Origin of the sequence: Paenibacillus allorhizosphaerae (assembly GCF_042659105.1) — a bacterium.
GTDB classification, from domain to species: Bacteria; Bacillota; Bacilli; order Paenibacillales; family NBRC-103111; genus Paenibacillus_G; species Paenibacillus_G allorhizosphaerae.
In genome coordinates this window covers 20,192-40,790 of the sequence record NZ_JBHSRV010000027.1, presented here as the reverse complement: position 1 = coordinate 40,790, position 20,599 = coordinate 20,192, and the positions used below count along the sequence as shown (strand labels likewise).

The 20,599-nt window shown below is 44.8% G+C and carries 16 protein-coding genes and 5 pseudogenes; 14 read left to right on the top strand and 7 right to left on the bottom strand.

Annotated features, from left to right (window positions below; translation table 11 throughout):
• Positions 1–206 precede the first annotated feature (206 nt).
• A complete protein-coding gene (locus tag ACFQI7_RS35760) occupies positions 207–602 on the top strand; it encodes a VOC family protein (RefSeq protein WP_218103049.1) in 396 nt (131 codons plus the stop codon).
• 503 nt (positions 603–1,105) lie between these two features.
• Here the strand turns inward: ACFQI7_RS35760 and ACFQI7_RS35755 are convergent.
• A complete protein-coding gene (locus ACFQI7_RS35755) occupies positions 1,106–1,927 on the bottom strand; it encodes a sugar phosphate isomerase/epimerase family protein (protein ID WP_218103050.1) in 822 nt (273 codons plus the stop codon).
• Positions 1,855–2,160, bottom strand: coding sequence for a hypothetical protein (locus tag ACFQI7_RS35750; protein WP_218103051.1), 306 nt, complete (start codon positions 2,158–2,160; stop codon positions 1,855–1,857). The genes ACFQI7_RS35755 and ACFQI7_RS35750 overlap by 73 nt, the downstream gene beginning before the upstream one ends.
• Positions 2,161–2,786: 626 nt before the next feature.
• Here ACFQI7_RS35750 and ACFQI7_RS35745 point away from each other — a divergent pair.
• The 8 genes and pseudogenes from ACFQI7_RS35745 to ACFQI7_RS35710 all read left to right on the top strand — a co-directional run bounded on the left by ACFQI7_RS35745 (position 2,787) and on the right by ACFQI7_RS35710 (position 11,383).
• Complete coding sequence (locus tag ACFQI7_RS35745) at positions 2,787–3,245, top strand: metal-dependent hydrolase (protein WP_218103052.1); 459 nt, start codon at positions 2,787–2,789, stop codon at positions 3,243–3,245.
• A gap of 635 nt (positions 3,246–3,880) precedes the next feature.
• Complete coding sequence (locus tag ACFQI7_RS35740; protein WP_218103053.1) at positions 3,881–5,212, top strand: ABC transporter substrate-binding protein; 1,332 nt, start codon at positions 3,881–3,883, stop codon at positions 5,210–5,212.
• A 94-nt stretch (positions 5,213–5,306) separates the two neighbouring features.
• On the top strand, positions 5,307–5,924 hold the full coding sequence (locus ACFQI7_RS35735; RefSeq protein WP_218103054.1) for a histidine phosphatase family protein: 618 nt from the start codon (positions 5,307–5,309) through the stop codon (positions 5,922–5,924).
• Positions 5,925–6,091: 167 nt separating this feature from the next.
• Complete coding sequence (locus ACFQI7_RS35730; RefSeq protein WP_218103078.1) at positions 6,092–7,528, top strand: PTS mannitol transporter subunit IICB; 1,437 nt, start codon at positions 6,092–6,094, stop codon at positions 7,526–7,528.
• A 322-nt stretch (positions 7,529–7,850) separates the two neighbouring features.
• A complete protein-coding gene (locus ACFQI7_RS35725; RefSeq protein ID WP_218103055.1) occupies positions 7,851–8,324 on the top strand; it encodes a MerR family transcriptional regulator in 474 nt (157 codons plus the stop codon).
• A complete protein-coding gene (locus tag ACFQI7_RS35720; RefSeq protein WP_218103056.1) occupies positions 8,308–8,721 on the top strand; it encodes a hypothetical protein in 414 nt (137 codons plus the stop codon). Before ACFQI7_RS35725 ends, ACFQI7_RS35720 begins: the two co-directional genes overlap by 17 nt.
• A gap of 661 nt (positions 8,722–9,382) precedes the next feature.
• Positions 9,383–10,112 (top strand): annotated as a pseudogene (locus ACFQI7_RS35715) (ATP-binding cassette domain-containing protein); the annotation flags it as partial.
• Positions 10,113–10,549: 437 nt separating this feature from the next.
• On the top strand, positions 10,550–11,383 hold the full coding sequence (locus tag ACFQI7_RS35710; RefSeq protein ID WP_218103057.1) for a nucleotidyltransferase domain-containing protein: 834 nt from the start codon (positions 10,550–10,552) through the stop codon (positions 11,381–11,383).
• 645 nt (positions 11,384–12,028) lie between these two features.
• Here the strand turns inward: ACFQI7_RS35710 and ACFQI7_RS35705 are convergent.
• Together ACFQI7_RS35705 and ACFQI7_RS37950 are read right to left on the bottom strand one after the other, a co-directional pair.
• Positions 12,029–12,205 carry a hypothetical protein gene (locus ACFQI7_RS35705; protein WP_218103058.1) on the bottom strand — a complete coding sequence of 59 codons (177 nt, stop codon included), beginning with the start codon at positions 12,203–12,205 and terminating at the stop codon, positions 12,029–12,031.
• A gap of 311 nt (positions 12,206–12,516) precedes the next feature.
• Positions 12,517–12,751, bottom strand: a pseudogene (locus tag ACFQI7_RS37950) (IS110 family transposase); the annotation flags it as partial.
• On the opposite strand from ACFQI7_RS37950, the pseudogene ACFQI7_RS35700 reads away from it, so the two are divergent.
• A pseudogene (locus ACFQI7_RS35700) lies at positions 12,739–13,298 on the top strand (mannonate dehydratase); the annotation flags it as partial. The pseudogenes ACFQI7_RS37950 and ACFQI7_RS35700 sit on opposite strands and share 13 nt — an antisense overlap.
• Positions 13,268–13,722, top strand: a pseudogene (locus ACFQI7_RS35695) (transposase); the annotation flags it as partial. The pseudogenes ACFQI7_RS35700 and ACFQI7_RS35695, both read left to right, overlap by 31 nt.
• Before the next feature lie 2,487 nt (positions 13,723–16,209).
• Here ACFQI7_RS35695 and ACFQI7_RS35690 read toward each other — a convergent pair.
• From ACFQI7_RS35690 to ACFQI7_RS35680, 3 genes and pseudogenes are all read right to left on the bottom strand, one after another.
• Positions 16,210–16,470 (bottom strand): annotated as a pseudogene (locus ACFQI7_RS35690) (GNAT family N-acetyltransferase); the annotation flags it as partial.
• Between the two features lie 78 nt (positions 16,471–16,548).
• A complete protein-coding gene (locus tag ACFQI7_RS35685; protein WP_218103059.1) occupies positions 16,549–16,821 on the bottom strand; it encodes a hypothetical protein in 273 nt (90 codons plus the stop codon).
• A 298-nt stretch (positions 16,822–17,119) separates the two neighbouring features.
• Positions 17,120–17,260 (bottom strand): hypothetical protein, encoded by a 141-nt coding sequence (locus ACFQI7_RS35680; protein WP_218103060.1) that lies wholly within the window; start codon positions 17,258–17,260, stop codon positions 17,120–17,122.
• A gap of 430 nt (positions 17,261–17,690) precedes the next feature.
• Between ACFQI7_RS35680 and ACFQI7_RS35675 the strand changes: the two genes are divergently transcribed.
• The 3 genes from ACFQI7_RS35675 to ACFQI7_RS35665 all read left to right on the top strand — a co-directional run bounded on the left by ACFQI7_RS35675 (position 17,691) and on the right by ACFQI7_RS35665 (position 20,508).
• Positions 17,691–17,942, top strand: a complete 252-nt coding sequence (locus ACFQI7_RS35675; protein ID WP_218103061.1) for a hypothetical protein — start codon at positions 17,691–17,693, stop codon at positions 17,940–17,942.
• A 602-nt stretch (positions 17,943–18,544) separates the two neighbouring features.
• The gene (locus ACFQI7_RS35670) at positions 18,545–18,907 is read left to right on the top strand and encodes a nuclear transport factor 2 family protein (RefSeq protein WP_218103062.1); all 363 of its coding nucleotides are present in this window, start codon (positions 18,545–18,547) and stop codon (positions 18,905–18,907) included.
• 281 nt (positions 18,908–19,188) lie between these two features.
• Positions 19,189–20,508 (top strand): ABC transporter substrate-binding protein, encoded by a 1,320-nt coding sequence (locus ACFQI7_RS35665; RefSeq protein WP_218103063.1) that lies wholly within the window; start codon positions 19,189–19,191, stop codon positions 20,506–20,508.
• Positions 20,509–20,599 lie beyond the last annotated feature (91 nt).

The window sequence follows — 20,599 nt, the reverse complement described above, 5'->3', positions numbered from 1 at the left end:
GAACGTTTCTTCTATTCCCGCATGCCCTAAAAAGGATTTCAACAGTGGTAACAGCTTACTTTTCCGTCGATCGCTGCAATACATGGTGATGAAATCCTACGAATGAGTGAGAATACGTGAGATAAACCCTTAAAACCGAGGGACGGGCAGTTTAATTGAAGATAGGATATAATATATAAAGTGAAGTACTAAAGGAGGGGCATATAATGGACAAGGTAATACCTTTCTTAATGTTTCAAGATGGCAAGGCAGAAGAAGCGATGAACTTTTATACCTCACTCATTGAGGATTCTGAAATTACAAGCATTGTTCGGTATGGTTCCAATGAAGCTGGAGAAGAAGGAACCGTTTTCCAGGCTACTTTCACAATAAAAGGGCAGGAGTTTATGTGTATTGACAGTAATGTCAAACATGCATTTTCCTTTACACCTTCGTTCTCGATCTATGTTGCTTGTAATACTGAGGAAGAAATTGATGAGCTTTATGGGAAACTTAAAGAAGGTGGACAGACTCTAATGCCATTAGGTAATTATGGGTTCAGTAAAAAATTCGGTTGGCTGAATGACCGCTTCGGAGTCTCGTGGCAAATAAATTATGTCTAAATAAAATGAAATGCTAATTCTAGTTTAACTAACGGATTACTATAGTTAATGCTCAGTGGCGCCATACAGCAGGCAGTCATTGAGCATTTTTTTTGTTTAATAGAGAAGATCTTTTCGATTAATCCTGCCCGATTCTAGCGAGACAACTACTGCGATAATCTGAGATCCGAGTAAAAAAACGCTAAGCCGGTGACATTCGAAGGCTTAGCGTATATTTACGTTAAATGTTGGCGGGACCCCTAATAGGGGCAATACCAGCGTAGCTGACACCACCCTCAAACGTATGGATTAAATTGGAAAGCAATCTGCAACTTCCTCCGCCGTATATAGGAACAAGTCCAACTGCACACCGGCAACAATGGAACCGTCATGGGAAAGCTCCTTCCGCTGCACAATCAGCATGCAATTAAAATCGCAGTGCGCACTGTTGGTTCCGTTGCTGTATGAGGAAAGCGGCTGATATTTTAGTTCGATATTGGCAAGGATCTGCTGCATCATAGCCCTTATAGCGCCGCTACACGCACAGCGCGATCATAGGCCTGCTCAACAAAGGTTCCAAAGTTCCAGGCGGCATACTGATCATGGGTATTGCGGCCGGGCTTGTTGGTACGGGTCAGTTCAAAGGTCAGGGGGCCTTTAAAATGATGGCGGCGCAGACGGTCCATAATGCCCTGCCAGTTGGCCACGCCGTCAAAGGGCAGCAGATGGGAATCGTCATGCCAGGTGATTTCGTTGCCGGTAATGCCCAGGTTGTCGTTAAAGTGGGTGCCGATCAGCTGATCGCCGTACAGGGCCATCATATCCTTGGAATGGTTATAGCACATTTCGTGGCCGGTATCCCAGCAGAAGCGGGTACATGGATGTCCTTTCAGCTCCGTCAGGATCTTTGCCAGGTATTCCTCGCCTTCGGTATTTTCAAAACCCAGATACACGTTCCGTTCATCGGCAAAACGGCACAGCCGTTCAAAGCGCTCAATGCCCAGGTCGGAAGGCGTATGCTTGTCAAAACCGATGATCGCATGGATGATGGCAAGCGGCACATGATTTTCCGCGCAATCCTGTACGCAATCCATCAGTACTTTCAGAAAGGTTTCACCTTCCGGGCCCTCTTCCCATACCTTGTCAACATTGTTGAAGGGCGCATGAATGGACTGGTAGATCAGGCCAAGTTCCTTGGCCTGTGCGGCCCACTCGGCCACCGGAGCACCGGGTCTCCATTCGGAAAAGAAGCCGTCAAATCCGGCCTTTTTAATCAGCGAAAGTCTTTCTGCCATAGGAAGATCAAAGCCCAACCCAGTATTAATGCAAAGCTTATAGGATGACATCGATAAATTCTCCTTTCAGTTTCTGAACAGGTTCGGTTGGTACGTTTCCCAAAGGGATAAGCAGGACTCCTATCTTCAAAGACATTGCTGACGCACAGCGGAAAGTCGCAGGTAAGCGCAGCATCATGTAGCGGATAATGATGGCCGTTAATGGTAACGCCCTCGCCCTCTGCCCGGCAGCATACAAGCAGCAGGATTCGGCTTGTTCCGAATATGATTACCACGGCTCGCATGAACAGCACAGGCGGGTATGCGAGAGTATAATATCACATGCATGATTTAATTCTGGGGTCCCCGCAAAGTATTTGCAATATACTCGAAGCATAGGCACCAATTTGCGAGGTTATTTTGTAATTTCCTGTATAATATATTCGGCAACGATTTCCCGATTCCTTGGCAATACAAAAAGAAGATCGAAATAAAACGCGCCTTTTCGGTCTGATTGGAAGGGTTAACGAACCGTAACAGCGCTTGTTGCGATAAAGCCGCCGTCTTGAACCGTTACGGTAATGATAGCCTAAATCCAGTTGCCACTTTTGCTTCAAGTGAAGTTTTAAAAAAGCAACTTAGAGAAAAGGAGTTATTATTATAGTGCCACTGAAGTAATGGGTAATGATAGTGTGGAGCAAGGATAGCTTCTTTTTGATGTTATTGAACTAAACATTCCTGTTAGTCCTAAGAAATGGTTTGCTTAGTTTAGGTAGATTCACCTTGCCGGTCATCGCCGTTACAGCTGTTAGCGCGCTTCTTCCGGATATGGATGAGCCTAACTGCGCTGCTTGCATCCAGAACGATTCCAACCCCGCTTCTGCGAGCGCTACAGCTCTTCCTAATTGCAGTTGGAGTCTATATGTACGTCATGACAACAACGCATTCTATGTGGACGGTCGCGACGGCTGCACTCGTAGCGCTGCTCGGCTTTATGCTTACACGCACGCTGCGCGGGATCGTGATGTTCCTGCTTGGCAGTGGCCTTATCGCATTCGGTCACTCTTTAATCCCTTGGAATTATGTGATCGGGAGCATCCTGGTCATTTGTTCCATCGTCAAGCACCGCGGTTTGACCCATACACTCTATGCTGCCAATGGCTGGCCCGTTGTGTTATTTTTCGCTTCGCATGAGCAGGGCGAGGCGCTATGGATTGCTGGTGGATTGTCGTATCTCATCCTTTTGCTATGCGATATCCTAACCGATCGCGGGATCCAAACGTTGCCTCCGTTTAAATTCCGCCTAAAGCTGCAGCTCATGAGCACCGGTACTTGGACCGGCAAGATTGTCGAAAGTCTATGTGTTGGCCTAACATGTGTTTTCGTTTGATTCGTTTTCTTTCATGACGGAGACTAGCATCAAATCATCACCCGAGCAGGACAGATTTACGGTATGGTATTGAAAAGTTGCAGACCTTCGGATCTCAGGGGCAGCAGCGCACCACTGCTTTATCGTTGAAGCTTTGTTTTTTCTCCTTCGATGGCTGCAATGAATGTCAGAATGACAGGGTACATCACGAACAACCCATGCTAAATTTTGTCTATAGTATTCATGACAAAAACGCATTTTCATTTCATTGAAATAGCGGATGTTCTAAATTACGATATAGCTGTAAGAAACTGGTTGCAGGGATATTTTTGAACTGCGAACAAAGGAGGGAATCCTGCGATATAACGGAAAACTGCTCCACTAGACGATGATGATACGTAGAATCAGAGATCGCGCAGGTACGAACTGTATATTTTGATAGCCCAATAACACGCAAAACATAATATGCTTGTGTCGCGGACCGCACCAATGAAGTGTTCTTAAATTGAGAATACAAGAGGAAAAGGGGCTAAAACTCTTAAATAACATCTGCAAACGCTTACATATTGACGGAGACTGCTTTTGACGATCGACATGCAAGATTCCGCATTCAATAAAATAAAGATCAATTCAAATGATCACGGAGGAGCTTGAACATGATGAAGAGAAAAAAAACAATCCCACTGCTAGCCACTATGTCCGTTCTAGGGACGTTCGTCCTCGCAGGCTGCGGGAATGAGGCTGCGACAAGCGAAGGTAAAGGAGATACCGTCAACCCGGATGCTTACAATAACGAACCGACCACGCTTACCATCTACTCCTACAACGCATCGGTACTTAACGAGGCCGATTTGGAGGAACTTGTCACGAGAGCAATAAAGGCCAAATACCCGAATATTACGCCGCAGCTGATCCCGCAATCGGCAACGACCCTGGATAAAATGGTTGCCTCCGGCGAAGTCCCCGATATGATCTTGTCGACAAGCTATTGGTATTACGATCTGTTGGAGAGGGGACTTGTTTCGGATCTGAACTCGTTTATCAAGAATGAGAAAATCAGTTTCAGCAAGTTTGAGCCAGAAGCAATCGATGTTATGAAAAGCTTCAGCGATAAAGGGGAAACCTTTGGCATGCCTTATTCGATCATGTACAACATGCTGATATACAATAAGGACATCTTCGATAAATTTGCGGTTCCCTATCCGAAAGACGGCATGACCTGGGAAGAAACGATCGAGTTGGCTAAAAGGGTAACAAGATTGGATCAAGGCGTTCAGTACGTCGGTCTGGATATCGGACCGCCGACGAGGTTGACCCGTCAATTAGGACTTCCAGCCCTCGACGAGAAAGGCGAAAAGGCCGTTTTCCAGACCGAAGGATACAAGAAAGCATACAGCCTGCTCGAAAAATTGTACAGCATTCCAGGCATCGTGGAGCCGAATAAAAGATATGAGTACGGCATTGATTTCTTCCTTAAAGATCAAAAGCTCGCCATGTATCAATTCAATACTGCAGCAATAACAGCACGTCTTCCACAATTAAAGCAAACCGGTAAAGATTTCAATTGGGATGTCGTGTCGTTACCGACATTCGAGGATAAGAAGGGTTACAGCAGAGAGCCGGAAGTACAAATGGCAGCCGTTACACCGAACAGCAAAAACAAGAAGGCGGCATATGCGGTCATCAAAACGATGATAAGCGAGGAAGCGCAAAGGGCTATGAATCGTGGTTCGAAAGCGACTGTTCTTGCCGATCCCGCGATGAAAAAAGAATATGCTTTAGACACAAAGCTTTACGAGGGTAAAAATATCCAAAATGTTTTCGTTCCCAAATTAACCAAGGTACCGAGGCAACACAAATACGATATTAAAGTCTATCCCTTCCTGAATGAAGCCGCTAAAAAAATCGCATACGAAAAGAAGGACGTCAACACGGTACTTCGAGAAGCGGAAGAGAAGGCTGACAAATGGATTCAGGAAAATAAATAAGCGGTATTCCGGAATGAACCAATTGGACATTGAAAAAAGAAGACAGATTTACGGTATGGTATTGAAAAGTATAGAGCAAGGGAGGGAGAAGGGTTTGACTACATTTTATATCGTCCGTCATGGAGAAACCGAATGGAACAGCACGGACCGCTATTGCGGGAGTACGGATATTTCGTTGTCGGATACAGGGGCTGAGCAAGCGAACCAAACGGCATTGTTCTTAGCCTGCACCCCTATAGATGTCGTGTATGCGTCTACATTGACCCGGGCGAGGGAAACAGCCGAGCCGATCGCGCTTGCCAAAGGTTTGCATGTACAGATAGACCGGCGCATCGTAGAAGTCGATTTTGGCATGTGGGAAGGCCTGAAAGCTCGCGAAATTCGTACTCGATACCCTCAGGCTTGGAAGCAATGGCACGAAGAGCCGGAATCGTATCCTGCCGGAACAACAGGCGAGAGTGCCGATGCCGTATTTCGGCGGATGAATCTATTCTTCGAAGAGATTGCAGCGAGACACCTGCACGAACGCGTGCTGGTTGTCGGCCACAGTGTGTCGATCCGTATATACTTGGCGGGTATGATGTCCATGCCGATGATCGCGTATCGCCGTTTGGTCCACAGCAACACAGGCATTTCGGTACTGGAGACGTCTAAAGAAGGGATGCGCATCCTGTTGTTGAATTGCAGGTATGATACCTTTGCAGAGCAGTAGTGCGATGCCGTCCGTGTTGATGACGAAATCGGTTTTTCATTTCATTGAAAAGCCGCTTGTTCAGATATACCATTTAGTTGTAAATATTGACAAAAAATCCGCACTCAATAGGGCAGCGTAAGCAAGCATACCGATGAAAAGAGGACATCCTGGTGAATGCAACTCATATGATGCCGCCTCCCGGAGGTATCCGGGTAACCGTACAACGCTTAGGCCGTTTATTGAGCGGCATGATGATGCCCAACATCGGAGCATTTATCGCATGGGGACTGATTGCATCATTATTTGCTCCGGCAGGTTGGTTTCCAAATGAAGATTTTGCTAAGCTGCTTAATCTTATGATTACCTACTTTCTACCTATTCTAGTAGGTTATACAGGTGGGCAAATGATTCATGGTTCCCGTGGGGGAACCGTCGCGTCTATAGCGACGATAGGCGTTATTATAGACTCGACGGTTCCTATGATTCTGGGAGCTATGATCATAGGACCTTTATCGGCGGCGGTACTGAAGAAGCTCGATCACGCCGTAGAACGGAAAGTTCGTCCGGGATCAGAAATGCTCGTCGGCAGCTTCTCCGCAGGAATCGTCGGAGCCGTTATGGCGTTGATTGGCATCACAGGTGCAGGAGCGGTTCTTGAGGCGATTAGCAGCGGTTTGGCTGCCGGAGCCCAAGTTCTCATCGACACAGGACTTCTGCCGCTGCTGAGCATCCTGGTTGAGCCGGCTAAAGTACTTTTCCTAAACAATGCGGTCGGACACGGCGTGCTAAATCCGATCGGTTATATTCAATCGGCCCAAGCTGGCCAATCCATTATTTTCGTACTGGAGTCTAATCCGGGTCCCGGTCTTGGTATCTTACTCGCTTATAGCGTGCTAGGGAGAGGTCGTCTGAAACGATCCGCGGGAGGAGCAGCGGTTATTCATGCTATAGGCGGAGTACATGAGATGTCGTTCCCGTTTATTCTGATGCAGCCGCGTCTCATCGCAGCTTTGATCGCAGGCGGTGTGGCGGGCTCCTTCACCTTTTGGTTGTTCGATGCGGGCTTCACCGCGGCACCTTCACCAGGGAGTATCATCGCTTACGTTGCATTGAGCACCAAAGAGGGCCTGATGCCGGCACTAGCCGGCATCTTGGCGGCGACCGTTGTTTCATTTTCCGCTGCGGCGTTTATTCTTGCAAACAACCGTGAGCAAGCGTCCGACGCGGATGTAGGCTTGCCGGAGAAACTAGAAAAAGAGAAGACCGGTCTAAACGGCATGGCCGAGCTGGAGCAGGCTGCTTCTTCGAGAAGTGTAGTAAAGCAAGCTGCAATAAACAAAATTGTATTCGCTTGCGATTCGGGGATGGGGTCCAGCGCTATGGGGGCTTCCATCTTAAGAAAAAAAATGAAAGAAGCGGGTGTCGTAGCATCTGTCACGAATACGGCGATCAGTGATATTCCCGAGGACGCCGATTTGGTCATTACACAGAAATCGCTCACGGGCAGGGCACGGCTGCTTGTCCCGGGCGCCGAGCATATTTCAATTGATCATTTTCTTAAAAGTCCGGCTTACGACGATTTGATCAACCGTCTCAAAAATGACAATCCGAGTAAAGGATGATGACAGCCGTCACGGCTCGCAGGAAAGAAAAATAGAAATATAGAAATAAGAGAGCTACGCCATGAGCATACCTGCCAATTGACTCGGCAGCCTTTTGGAATGAGGGTAAATCAGCAACTTATTATTTTTAACATGAAAAAAGGGGTTATCCATTCGGACGGAACGCTTTATGGAGAGTATCAACGGGTTCGATGCAATTCCTGTTAAGTTTAATCGTGATCTCGATTTCGCAACACGATTCAGAGCTTGCTTGATTGCGCATGAAGAAAAAATATAAAAAATGACTTGACATTGGAGGCTACTCCAATGTTAATTTGAACTCATGGAAAAACTTTATTCTATACAAGAGGTTTCGCGGATACTTGGGGTCCCGAAGGATACGCTCCGGTACTATGACAGGATTGGAATCGTATCGCCATCCCGGGAAGGCAATCGGTACCGCAGGTATTCGAAGAAGGACCTCATCGACCTGATGAATATTCAAATCATGCAGTATGCGGATTTTTCTCTTGCCGAAATCAAGGGAAAGTTTGGGTTCCACAGGATGGAGAATGTAGACCCTGCTTATTGTCAGGAGGTTGCTGCGTTCCTCGATGCAAAGAATGCAGAAACGAGAAAGAAGATTGCCCATCTGGAAAAGGTCAGTCAGTTGCTCGACGTAGCAGCCGAAACGCTAAGGGACTTTAATCATGAAAGCGACCAAAAGTTGGCAGAGATTGTGCGTGAGATTTACCAGTGTATTCGAAAGAAGGAACCGGGAATATCCGAGGAGGGGTGTCATGGACATCAAGGTTAGGAATTATTATTACCTGATTGCAGGCATACTTGCGATATTCTTTGCTGTTACGCACGCATGGAACGGGCAATCCGTAGTGCTGCCGACGCTCTACGTGAGTGCGATAGCCATCGATACCCGGATCGTATTCATGTATGTCTGGCACATTATCACTGCGGAAAATCTGGTCATCGGCACCGTGTTCATTTTTATGTCATTCCAAAGTGAGCGATCGAAGACCTGGTTTGCCGCATGGACGATCGTGTCGCTACTGATCGTCCGACTGATGGTCATTCTTGGCATAACGGCATTTCAAGACGTTGCGGCACTTACGGATACGTTAATCGATTCGATTGCCATCGTATTCTATGTCACCTTCATCATACTCGGAATAAATAAGAAGCAAATAAAGTTCTGAACTCAGTCGCCATGGTCCAGTAGGGGGAAAATCAAGCGCTAATTCCTATTAACTTAGGATTGAGCACGTAAATCTGTAAAAATTGGCGGTTATATAAACGTGACATGAATTGACAGCTGCAACTGTCGATGTTAAGCCACAACTATTAAAAATGAGGAGGATTGCGATCAATGGTTCACTCTATGCGTTTAAGATAAGTATGCGATAAAAAAACGGATTTTACCACAAAGGTGGTTTTTTTTGAGCTGCTTATTTTACGTATGAGGACATCGACCGCGATCCGGACGGCTTTTTTTGCTATGCCTCCTTTCGTTTTGTTCTGGTGCGTAATTCGTGCAGACCTGAGCCCACATGTGGACTTGGGTCTGCATTTTTTATAAGATCAGGATTATAATTTTCAGCGGAGCTGAACAATTCTGATCTCTCAAGAAAAGCTTCGTCTAAGACACGAATGTATCTTCAATCGAAAGGCTTCGAATAGAATGCTTTTCTTATTGCTATTTTGTTAGGTTATGTATCGATCAAAGTAAATTAAGAGAAAAGGAGCCATGACGATGCGCGGCATACACTGGTACTTCTTTATATAATTCTTCCTTTGCGAATCGCAGGTCAGCTTGCGAACGAAAAAACGGAAACTGCGATTTTCGAAGGAGGATTATAAATGTTATTGATAAAAGCAAAAGATATTTATGTGGAATATTTGGGACGCGATGTGCTCGATATCGACCAGTTGGAGTTGTATGAGTACGATCGAATCGGTCTGGTTGGCGCGAACGGAGCTGGAAAAAGCACGTTGCTCAAAGCGCGCTTCCTCGTTAACCGGTTTAAACATTATTCCGGAGCGCTGCTCGTCATCAGTCATGATCGTTATTTCCTAGACCAGATCGTCGATAAGATCTGGGAGCTGAATGACGGGAGGATCACCGAATACTGGGGTGGTTATACCGACTATTTGGTCCAAAAGAAAGAGGAACGACAAAGCCAGGTTACCCAATATAAACAATATGTGGCGGAACGAGAGCGGCTGGAACAGGCTATCGATGAGAAGAAAAGTCAGGCCCGGAAGCTTGATCAAAAGGCAAAGAGAGCAGACAGAAAAAACAGGTCGGAAAGCGGCGGACGCCTAGGCCATCAGCAATCCCAAGGAAGCAAGCAGAAGAGCTCCATAACGCAGCCAAAATATGGAACGGCGAATCGAAGCGCTTGGCGAGGTTACCGCGCCAGAAGCCATACGAAGCGTTCAATTCCGGCAGAGCAAAGCGCTGGAGTTGCACAATCCATTTCCGATTGCGGGAAAGGAGATCCGCAAACGGCTCGGAGACAAGGTGATTTTCGACAACTTGTCCTTCCAGTTCCCGCTCGGGGGCAAGATTGCGATAACCGGCGCTAATTTTAGTTTCAAAAAGGGCGAAGGATTTGAACAAATTGCTAATCAAATAGTTCTTGGTTGTCCTTTACTTCTTTTAGGGGTTTTATTGTTAATCATTTTTTTGTAATGTTTCTCAAGAGAAAAATAAAACTGCTACCGGATGATACCGAAAGAAACGACAGCAACTAATTCGGGTCCCTTAAAACATCGGGAGACGATAGCGCCAAAAAAACATCATGAGGTCGCGCGGGATCATCGGGCGGCCTCATGAAGCTAACTGGCAGATTAGCTTAAAAAAATCTACATCCAAAATAATAAAATTAGAAAAAAGATTTAGGAAATTTTCTCTTTTTAGAAAAATATAATACGTTTATCATAAGCTGGGTAAGTTCCTTATTCTTTCCTACAACTATTCTCAAGCGAACAACCATAATCATATTAAGAAGGTGGGGTATCAGAATGGCTACAATAATACCAGAAGTTGTTGATAAATCTATGCGAAAGTTATGCGAATCGCTACAATTCCGCATCCCAGATACCGTCGTATCTATTTATGTTTATGGCTCGACTGCTCTAAATGCTTTTATTGAGGGCTCAAGCGATATAGATTTTCTCGTATTTGTTAATCGAACGTTAACTCCATCTGACATCCGATTGATTTCGGAAGCGCACGAGGATGTTGAACAAACGCTTTCTGGATTAGATATTATGGGAGCCTATATCCGACAAGAGGATGTGGGAAAGTCCGTCGGAGAAATCCCACTCGTTCCCACCTATTTCGATAAAAAAATGCAATCTGATGGAAACGGGGACTTAAATCCAGTCACATGGTGGATCCTTAAGAGACACGGCATCTGTGTGTATGGCCAGCAATTGTCCTTCAATTATGAGATATCATCTAACGAACTTATCAAATACGTTATTAATAATATGAATTCTTATTGGATCGGATGGATTGACCGATTGGAAAAAAACCTTAATTCGACGGGTATGACGGAGCATTCAGTGCCATTGGAACAATTAGACTTTGCAGTTGAATGGTGCACTCTCGGCATGTTGCGGCAATTTTATACAATTCGAGAACATGAAGTGACTAGTAAAATTGGTGCCGGACAGTATGGCCTTACACAATTACCCGAACGTTGGCATGGACTTATTCGCGAGGCAATCGCTATCAAACGTCGAGAGAAATCAAGAGAATATCCTTCACAATTGAAGCGGTTGAATGACCTAGTTGAACTGCTTCGCTTGGTTCATACAGAAAGTAACTTGTTTCTACAAAAACTAAACTAAGTTTCTTTTGACCTGTAAATACTTGGTTTAGTAGACAGCAATAAAACCGTGACAACGAAACAAGTATTATTGAACTCCCTCGGTACGATTTAGTTTCCTCACGAATGCTCGCTAATTCGCAGGATTTCTCCCCTTGTTATGAGGAATGAAAGTTCAGGAAAGTGACCCGCTATAGACTTTGGCAACATGAATGCACACGTAAATAAAGGGGGGAGGTTCTCGCGCTAGATATTTCCATATGCTACACGTATTCTCCACGTCTCCCTTGGAGGTTCTCACTCCCATGTCTCAACGGGTCCAAGCCCTTTCATTCCTTCGTTACACCTGTCCAAGGGGTGGAGGCCGATCTTGCTAACGGTACGGGTCGGTGCCCTTTGGTTCAATGTATCCGGTACTCCGTGCTTTCTTTTGAAATCCTGCGAACCAGCCAATCTACGTACTATGAAACGGTATAACTGAGTTTAAGCAGCTTGTGAAGAGGCAATGCTTTATGAGGGTTGTACGCCTGACCGGTGCGTGCCATACCAACCAAAATTCGCGCGAGTTTACTACAAAGCTTCATAATTTACCCTTAAATATTAATTAGGAATCACCTTCGATTGCCACAAGCTAATCAACCGCTATCGCCTGACAGCGCCTAGGATGTTAGAGGATGCTCCGGATATTCTTTCTTGGGTCCCGGCCCTTCTTCGGGTGCTTTTCGCCCTCCGGGGTCATCACGCATACGTGATCGCCTTGTCGGTTGTAGACCTCGACTTCACTATGGAGCGGATCGCGGTGGTAGTAGTACTTCTTGTCCTCGTAGATCGGCTGCTTCTCCATCTGAGGCTGGACCTCTTCTTTGTCTTCAGCATCGGATACTCCGAGCCGGGGATGCCTGTCCAGTCCTTCTTGCTCATGTGATTCTCTCCTTTGAGTGAAAATAAAAAAAGCGCCGGAAAACCGGCGCTTCACCGCAGAAATGCGGGGAAAACAAAAAAAGGCCAAAGTGGGCGGTCGATTATCGACCAGCCACTTGGGCCTTTTGAAAATAATGTAGATTAATAGATTCCTTCGTTAACGATTAGACATAAAAGGCAACACCAAACTAGACTCTGCCCAAACATGCGGGTGATGCGCTGAAGCGTGAGTTACCGCTCCTTCATCACAATCGTCGTCGTTAGCCTGCCGAAATGTAGACGGACTACGATGATCCAGGCGTCGAGCTGGTCGGTTTTGTCCAGACTGGCAAAAGCCTCTCTGAACTTGTTGATAAGCTTGAGATTGATGGTAAATACGTCTTGCGAGCTTTCAGTACTTCGTCTTCTTGCAGATACTGGCAGGATGCCAGCTGTAAACCGAAGTGGCTTCAAGGCCGATATGGATTTCCAAGCCGGGAGACTATAGTAAAGCTGGCTACAGTAGGTGTAAAAACAATTTGTTACAACTTCATCTTCATGCTGTATTCGATTGGATTCGCACGGATTTGCATAAGGAGCTTGAAGACGGTTCGACCGCATTATTCTATGAGAAGGCTAAGGTCGAACGTATTAACCCTAGGGTACTGGTAGATACCATTGCTACCAATTCTGAATTCACTATGTCCGGAAGGGAACCGGAAAGGTTGAAGAAACTCTCGTCTCTGTTCGAAGCTTAGAAGGACGTGATGGAAGAAGATTTGTGGGTTACCTTGCTGTATATTCTAGAGCAGATTATTCCCGTAGCCGAACAATGCGATATCAAAAGGCGATACATCCCGATGACCCGCCATGGTCAATATTCGGATTGCCGCGGATTATGACCGGCGCTAATAGCTTCCGCAGACTTTTGAGGCTTGTAGACAGCCGGGATTACGTTGTGCAGTGGTTTGCTCGGTACCATTCCCGATAACGACATTCCGGCAAAGGTGTGGCACGAAGAGCAGCAGAGACCATTCTAGCCGAAATTGGCTCCAATATGGATACGTATCCTTTCACCGCCCATTATGTTCTTGGGCAGGGCTGTGTCCGGGTCAGAACGAAAGCGCCGGAAAACGATTGTCCGGCAAGACGAGAAAAGGGAACAAGAAGCTCCGAAGTACGCTTGTAGAAGCCGCGAAGTCTGCGGCTAGAACAAATAAGAAGTAGTTATCCAGCCAATATCATCGGATTGCCGCACGCAGGGGAGCTAATCGAGCGACGGTCGCAGTAGCACACAGTATATTATCTATGGCTTACTATATCCTTAAGCGAAAACAACCCTACATCGAGCTCGGTCCAACCTACTACGAGGAACGAAAACGGGACGCGATCATCAAGCATTCCATAAAGAAACTGGAGTCATTGGGTGTATCAATTACTGTGAATAAGGCAGCTTCCTGATCGTTATTCAGACAATACATTGCTGATGCCCCTGGCCATTTTTCGTTTGCCGGAGGGCATTTTCTTGCTGCCTTTTTTTATGTGTTCTACGGAGCGATACTTTCAGGATAGACTAGGGAAAAATAGTTGTAGACTGAGAAAATAAAGTATTAGACTGACTTAGGCGTTAAGCTAAACCGAGGGACGGGCAGAATCATTTAATAGTACACAAATTCATGGAAAATTGTTACAATTATGTTATTACGATTACTTGGGGGTTAAAAATGAAGAATCCAATGAAGCGACTAGCCATATGCTGGATAATTTGTATCGTTCCCCTGTTATTGGGGCAGGTTTATCCTCCGGCCTTTATGCTGCTGCCCGCTCTATCCATTGCATTGATAGCGTTCAGTGCAAATATGATATTCGAAAACTCCTATATGAAGAAATCAGGGCTGGGTACATTCCTAAGTTTCTTAAGTTTAATTGCAAGCGTCAGCTTGTTTTCGATTATTTTTACATCGATGAACATATTTGAAGATTACGACAAATCCATCTACGTCTGGTTCGTGTTTGTAGTGCCATTTATTCTTCTAATCCTACTCGCCGTGTTGAGAATAGAGGCGCAAGCCAGAGTTACAAAAAGAAATAGGAATTTCAGGAAGAATATTAAATAGAGAGAAATAAGAGTGTAACAGTTCAAAAGGTTTCCAATCATCCGATCGATAGCCCTTAAAGGCTGAATGGTATGTGTATATAATTAGCGTAAAATCAACGAGTCCAGTCTAAAACTTTATTTTCCTCGTACATCAACGGTAAAATGTTTTGCATCTCTTAACAGCGACGAATCCCGACCAATGACTAAGTTTAATTTTGAGTTGTACAACAACGATTAGTGAAGATTTATATAAAACTCTAAGAGAATGATATAAACAATAAAAAAATAAGATCTAATTTGGCTCGAAATAATAGAAACATATGTTCTATTATTATTTTAATAACCATGTAAAAAAGTTATATTTGGTTTAGAACTCTTTTTATGTGGACTCTTTTATCGGAACAAAATCATAAACGTCAACCTGGAAGCTCTATGGAACTATTCGCAGCATATATCAAACTCAACATGAAATCGATGTTTCAACATCGAAAATCGTTTCTGCTATCCGCCATCATTCATCCGATGGAGCTAATCGTGAGTCGCTGCTATTCACTAGCATTTATGCTAATAACGGAACTGCGACGATCCACGGATATACTCTTTCTCAGATGGTGGATCAAGATATTGTTTCCCTTCGTTTTGTTACGGGTATGCCTTTTCGGACATCGCGGCGCTTCTGGGTTTAAGTGAAAAGTTTGATGTCGATTATACCAATTGCTTTAAAGAAGTAAAACCACAGGACTTAGTATCAGCAGAGAAGTAACAAGCCCGTATATCGCGGTCTCCCAACTGTATGAAGTATGATGAAAGGAAGGAAAGGGAATGACACCTTTTGCTGCAAAAATTCTTATACTTTTGGGAAGTGTTTTTTTATACATTATAATGAAGCAAGTATTCAGAAATACATTAAAAGGGGAACAGACCGTCCCTTATTTATTGTTTATCTTTTTTACCCCATATATAGCTTTTGCAGGCGTTTTATTATTTTTATATTTAGTAAAAAGTATTACATATTTTTTTATGGACTAATGTTTCAAGAAAACATAAATCTGACCATTAAATAAAAGAGATGTAATGAACTCAGAAATAGGCTCTGACCTACCAGAAGTGACTTGCCAAATTCTCGAAGCTTTGGGCTGTTCGGAAGGAACTCTTCTACAAGAACTTTGCCAGGCGGCCGATCCATCGCCAAAAAAAATTTGCGATGGGTTATCGTCTGTTGGGAATGGGATAATGTTCTTATCATTTATGGGATAAAGTTCTTGTCATCCGACAATAGGCAAGGCAGAAGAATACGTGAAGAAGTAGACGGAACAAAATATGTCTATATATACAGAGATAAAGATGGGGGAGGGTACTTTCTGCTCGACGAAGCAACGGGAACCGGAGATCAATAAATAGACCTGCGAAGCTGCCGTAATTCTCCAGGCAGCTTCATCCGCGCTTAAAGAGGCAAGTACAAATACGCAGGGAAGGCATGAAACCCAAATGAAAGAAAACACTTTTAAAGGGAAGCAGAAAAATTACAGCGCATTTTCAATTCATTCATTGTATTGCGGTAAATTTAATCTTGATAATAACCAACAACGATCAGATTATGAGCTTAAAAAAACAAGAATAATAAAAGCGAATGATTGTGACACAAGCCATATGATGCCCGACGACACAAACATAGGTGTTTTGAAATCCCCTTTAATTGGGGATTTTTTATTTGAAAGCATATATGATTGTGTCGCAGTGTCACGACACAATCATATGTGCATAACCGTTTCGCGACACAAACATATGCACATAATCGCGGTAGGCTTTTCGTACATCGAAAGCGGCAGCTTATTAAGTTACCCGTTAACTTAATAAGCTATTTTTTTAACGCTCCAGATGTATCTAAACAGAATTAGTTCTTTTCCTCTGTTTGTTATCCTCTCTGTTCCATCACGAACAAAGCCTTGCTTTTCGTAAAAACGGATGGCATCTAGGTTTTCCCTTAACACCCAGATTGCTACTGTTGTGCATCCAAAGGCTTTTAGTTTTTCTACACCCCATTTTAGGAGCGTCTTTCCACGACCAATGCCTCTATAATTTTGAAGCAGATAAATTGCGGTTATTTCTCGCTGTGGCTTTGTAAATCATCGTCACTACAGGCTCTTAACACCATACAACCCACAGTTTTTTTACAATTACCGCAATAGCTACACGCTCTTCCCATTGTATAAAAGCTCTAAAAAATATTCCTGCCTAACTTTGGGGGTAACTTGATTAAGGTACTCATCCGGGATTATTCCTTTATAAGCATTGCGGTAAGCCTCAGAGTAGACAAGACCTAACTCCTGAATATCACCCGTTTGAGTCCAACGTATTTCAGTCATAAAACTTCTCCTTGGACCAGATATTAATAGTTCATTTCGCCAAGATTTCTCGAGTTCCTTTTCAACTATCCTTCCGGTTACTTCAAACAATTTCACGAAGGAACTATCCTTTAGGCAGCTCCTATTTGATATTCAAAGTAACGGCAGGTTAGCTTAATTATATGTGTTCTTTATGTCTGGGATTTGGGTTTTTATGGTAAACTAAAGCTATTATATAGCTTGGTGCAGACACATTCATTATTATTTAAAAAAAAGATATCACTTAAAGAGTTCTTTCATTACGCTAAAGGATACGCAATAACCAGGGAGCAGAGTGGCTGAACTGCACCCCAATTGTTAGACAAGGCTATTTGATCAAGCAGCTTGTAGGGCATGAGTACGGAATTTGACTGGATCAGATTGCGTTATTTAAAGTTCGTTTAAGGATTTCTTTTAGTTTCTGGATTGAGGAATCAAGAGTCTCATCATTATTTTCAGCATGAAAAACAAAATCTTCAAGGTCTTTCAGCAGTGAATCTAAGAATGGTTTGTTCATTGTAATCCCCCACTTAGTTTTTTTAAAGGAAACTAGGAGTTATCTTAGCATGTAACTATAAAAAGACTATTATTAAAATGTTAAAAAATTGTATTGCATGAACAGCAATCGACAAAGGTTCCTATATTTCCTCAGACTCAAGCGTAAACCGTTTTCACGAACTGTATGGCAAGATAACGTGACGTGGAGGGGATGATGATGCACGATCTCGAAGAATCTAATTTCCTGTTCGGGTTATATAACGGAATCTGCTTGTCATTGATGATTTGGGTCATGATCTACATGTTTTTCTTTTAAGGAGGGAAGGCTGATGAGCTCGCCAAAATACATGACCGGATAAAAGAGCAAGCCAAGGTCATGGCCGAAGTGGATCCGCAATCCTCGGGAGTATATCGAAGATAAGTTATACATCCGAACGAAAAATAAAACAGTGGTGAATCTCGTATTCAATCCGATCCAGACCATGTACTGGATGGAGAAGACGAAGCGCGAAATCATTTTGAAACCTCGCCAGTCGGGCTTTTCAACGCTCACGATTGCGAGGTTTTTTGAATGCATCGTAAACGAGGAGAACGTCACGGCCGTCATCATCGCGCATGACTCCGATTCGACGTTGAAAATTTTCCAAGCCGTGCAACTCATGTACGAAGCTGCCGGAAGCGAAGAAGGAACAGGAGAATAACGGCGTGATAATTATAAATTCCCAAAAAAATATATAAGTATTTCAGTCAAGAGCAAACAAGATTCTTCGACTCAAGTTAGATTAGGACGTAGAAAAGATCCGCATAATGTGGTTACTCAAGTCACTCGTTTGAGCCTACCTGCAATCGGACGAATCGGCACGGTGAAACAACTGGAATCTACGACCTGCTCCGGAATTTTTCTTGTCGCCGCAACGTGTTCCATTTGAGCGGGCCTTCTAATTTAAGGCTTTTCGGTTTTCTTTCTCCAGGTTTAGGGGTCTCGAGTATTTGAGCAACATCACCGCGGCAGGGGAAACAACATACGGAACAATTAACGCCGACGTGTGCGAACTGCTTCTTCCGGGATATAAGCGCCCCAACTATTGCCATCATGTCCTTCATTCCAAATTGGATGAGTAATTGACTTGAATGATCGGTTACCTTAGTTCACTTAACTGGCAGAATTGCATAGTCGAAAAAAGCCGCGATTGAACGTGAAGGGACTGGCGATGGCGACATCTGCGACAACATCAACCTTTGCGATTCTGGCTTCAATCCTGTAACAGTTAAACCAAAGATGTGCTTGAGGTGATTACGACAGATGGCTTTATTCGGCAGTCACGGCGAAGAACTTCACACGGAGTTCTGGGCCAAAGTCTACAGCCTTCCGCAGGACCTCGACGCGATCGACCGTCTCTGCACCGATGACATCATCCTTTCGAACCCAGATGGTGACGTCGTAGGTCGCGCTGCCTTCAAGGAGTGGGCACGCAACTTCACCTCGAAGATCCGCGACATGAGGCTGAAGAGCCTCGACATGTTCAGCGGCGCCGACGGCACGCGCGTCATTTCACGCTGTGTAGTCACGGAAATAGCAGCGACCAACGAAACGCGCCACCAAAACGGCTGCCGTTTTTCGTGGTGTAAAGGAACAGTTTTTGTAAATAATGGCGTAAATAATTGATGTAGGCAAATTTGTGTCATTAGACATGTCTCGAATGTAAAAAACTTGATCCCATTCCCAATTCTTACAAGAACATCATCTCATTTCCGACGGATCTCCTTGAAGAATCGGAGGGAAATCCATGAGAGCGTAGGCGGTTGGACTATTAAGCCCTTAGTAAAAATATAGCGCATGAAGCGTAGATTTGCTGCATTTGAAAACGCTACCAAATGTGCTAGCATAATTTTTGTAACAGTATTTAACGCATCCATAAAACTGAAAGAGGGAGGACTGGACAGAGTATGAGAAAAAGCTTTGTAAGTCTGCTATCTGTAAGTTTACTAATCTCTACGGCGTTTATGGGTTGTTCTCAGCGTCCGAGTGGAGGTTCGGGCACGGCAGCCGACGGCAAGTCCGCTCCAGCCGCAAATAGCGGTCAATCCGCGAGCAGCGGCGGCGATAAAACGAAGCTTACGGTGTATAGTACAATGACCGATTCAGCTAATCAGGAAGTCCTTAAGCAAATTGCGAGCGACTTTTCGAAAGAAAATCCGAACATCGTGATAGAATACCAATTTCCGGGCTCCGAATACGAGAACATCCTGAAAGTAAAAATGGCGGCAAACGACCTGCCGGATGTGTTCGATACGCATGGTTGGGCGATCATACGCTATGGCAAATATATTGCCGACCTAAAAGACGAGGCTTGGGCGTCGAAGCAAACGGATACAATAAAACCGGTCGTTACAAGCAAGGACGGCAAAGTGCACGCATTGGTCATGAGCGAAGCGAAGGATGGGTTCTCGTACAATGTCGACGTGCTTCAAAAATATAATATCGAAGTTCCAAAAACATTAGATGAGCTTCTGGCGGCAGCCGAAAAAATCAAAACGCAAAGCAATGGCGAGGTATCTCCGTTCTTCATGTCCGGTATCGATAACGGGATGGTCGGCTCATTCCTGGATCATTACGGCAGCTCCTACTTCATCAGTCCGAAGACGAACGATGCGCAAACTTTTCTCGACGGTAAATTCGACTGGAACAAATGGACGCCGCTCGCGCAAAAACTGCTGGATATGAAGAACAAAGGCTATATCAACGCCGATGTGCTCACCGCCAAAAGAAGCGACATGCCTGCGCGTTTCGCGCAAGGAAAAGTCGCCTTCGTATCGGGAGGTCCGACCTTTGCGGGCGACGTGCAGAAGATCAATCCGAACGCCAAAGTCGGCATCATGCCGGTACCGGCTGCGGTGGCGGGTGACGAGCCGATCTTCTCCGGAGGCGAGCGCTACACCATGGCCGCATGGAAAGACGGAAAGCGGCTGGCGGAATCGAAGAAATTTATCGCCTTTGTCGCCAAGCCCGAAAATATGCTGAAGATCGCCACAGCGACCAAGCTGCCGCCCGGCTTGAAAGATATTAATGCGAAGCATGAGTTCTCCGATTATTACGCCAAATACAGCTCGATTCGCGTATTCCCGTATTTCGACCGCGTTTACCTGCCGAACGGCATGTGGGACGTCATGTGCAAAAGCGGCACCGCTTTGCTTGGCGGAACATTAACGCCGCAGCAATTTTCGGAAAAAATGAAGCAGGAATTCGAGCGTCTCCGCAATAACTAGTCTCCGCAATAACTAATTGAATGCAGGACCGGGAGGGTGTCCGCCCTCCCGTTTGCTTTATTACGAGCAACAGGAGGTGCAATTGATGTTG

Excerpts from the sequence above, each read along its gene's own strand:
- ACFQI7_RS35760 (WP_218103049.1), top strand. The coding sequence starts at position 207 with ATGGACAAGGTAATACCTTTCTTAATGTTTCAAGATGGCAAGGCAGAA.
- ACFQI7_RS35755 (WP_218103050.1), bottom strand. The coding sequence starts at position 1,927 with ATGTCATCCTATAAGCTTTGCATTAATACTGGGTTGGGCTTTGATCTT.
- ACFQI7_RS35750 (WP_218103051.1), bottom strand. The coding sequence starts at position 2,160 with ATGCGAGCCGTGGTAATCATATTCGGAACAAGCCGAATCCTGCTGCTT.
- ACFQI7_RS35745 (WP_218103052.1), top strand. The coding sequence starts at position 2,787 with ATGACAACAACGCATTCTATGTGGACGGTCGCGACGGCTGCACTCGTA.
- ACFQI7_RS35740 (WP_218103053.1), top strand. The coding sequence starts at position 3,881 with ATGATGAAGAGAAAAAAAACAATCCCACTGCTAGCCACTATGTCCGTT.
- ACFQI7_RS35730 (WP_218103078.1), top strand. The coding sequence starts at position 6,092 with ATGATGCCGCCTCCCGGAGGTATCCGGGTAACCGTACAACGCTTAGGC.
- ACFQI7_RS35725 (WP_218103055.1), top strand. The coding sequence starts at position 7,851 with ATGGAAAAACTTTATTCTATACAAGAGGTTTCGCGGATACTTGGGGTC.
- ACFQI7_RS35720 (WP_218103056.1), top strand. The coding sequence starts at position 8,308 with ATGGACATCAAGGTTAGGAATTATTATTACCTGATTGCAGGCATACTT.
- ACFQI7_RS35710 (WP_218103057.1), top strand. The coding sequence starts at position 10,550 with ATGGCTACAATAATACCAGAAGTTGTTGATAAATCTATGCGAAAGTTA.
- ACFQI7_RS35705 (WP_218103058.1), bottom strand. The coding sequence starts at position 12,205 with ATGGAGAAGCAGCCGATCTACGAGGACAAGAAGTACTACTACCACCGC.
- ACFQI7_RS35680 (WP_218103060.1), bottom strand. The coding sequence starts at position 17,260 with ATGAACAAACCATTCTTAGATTCACTGCTGAAAGACCTTGAAGATTTT.
- ACFQI7_RS35670 (WP_218103062.1), top strand. The coding sequence starts at position 18,545 with ATGGCTTTATTCGGCAGTCACGGCGAAGAACTTCACACGGAGTTCTGG.
- ACFQI7_RS35665 (WP_218103063.1), top strand. The coding sequence starts at position 19,189 with ATGAGAAAAAGCTTTGTAAGTCTGCTATCTGTAAGTTTACTAATCTCT.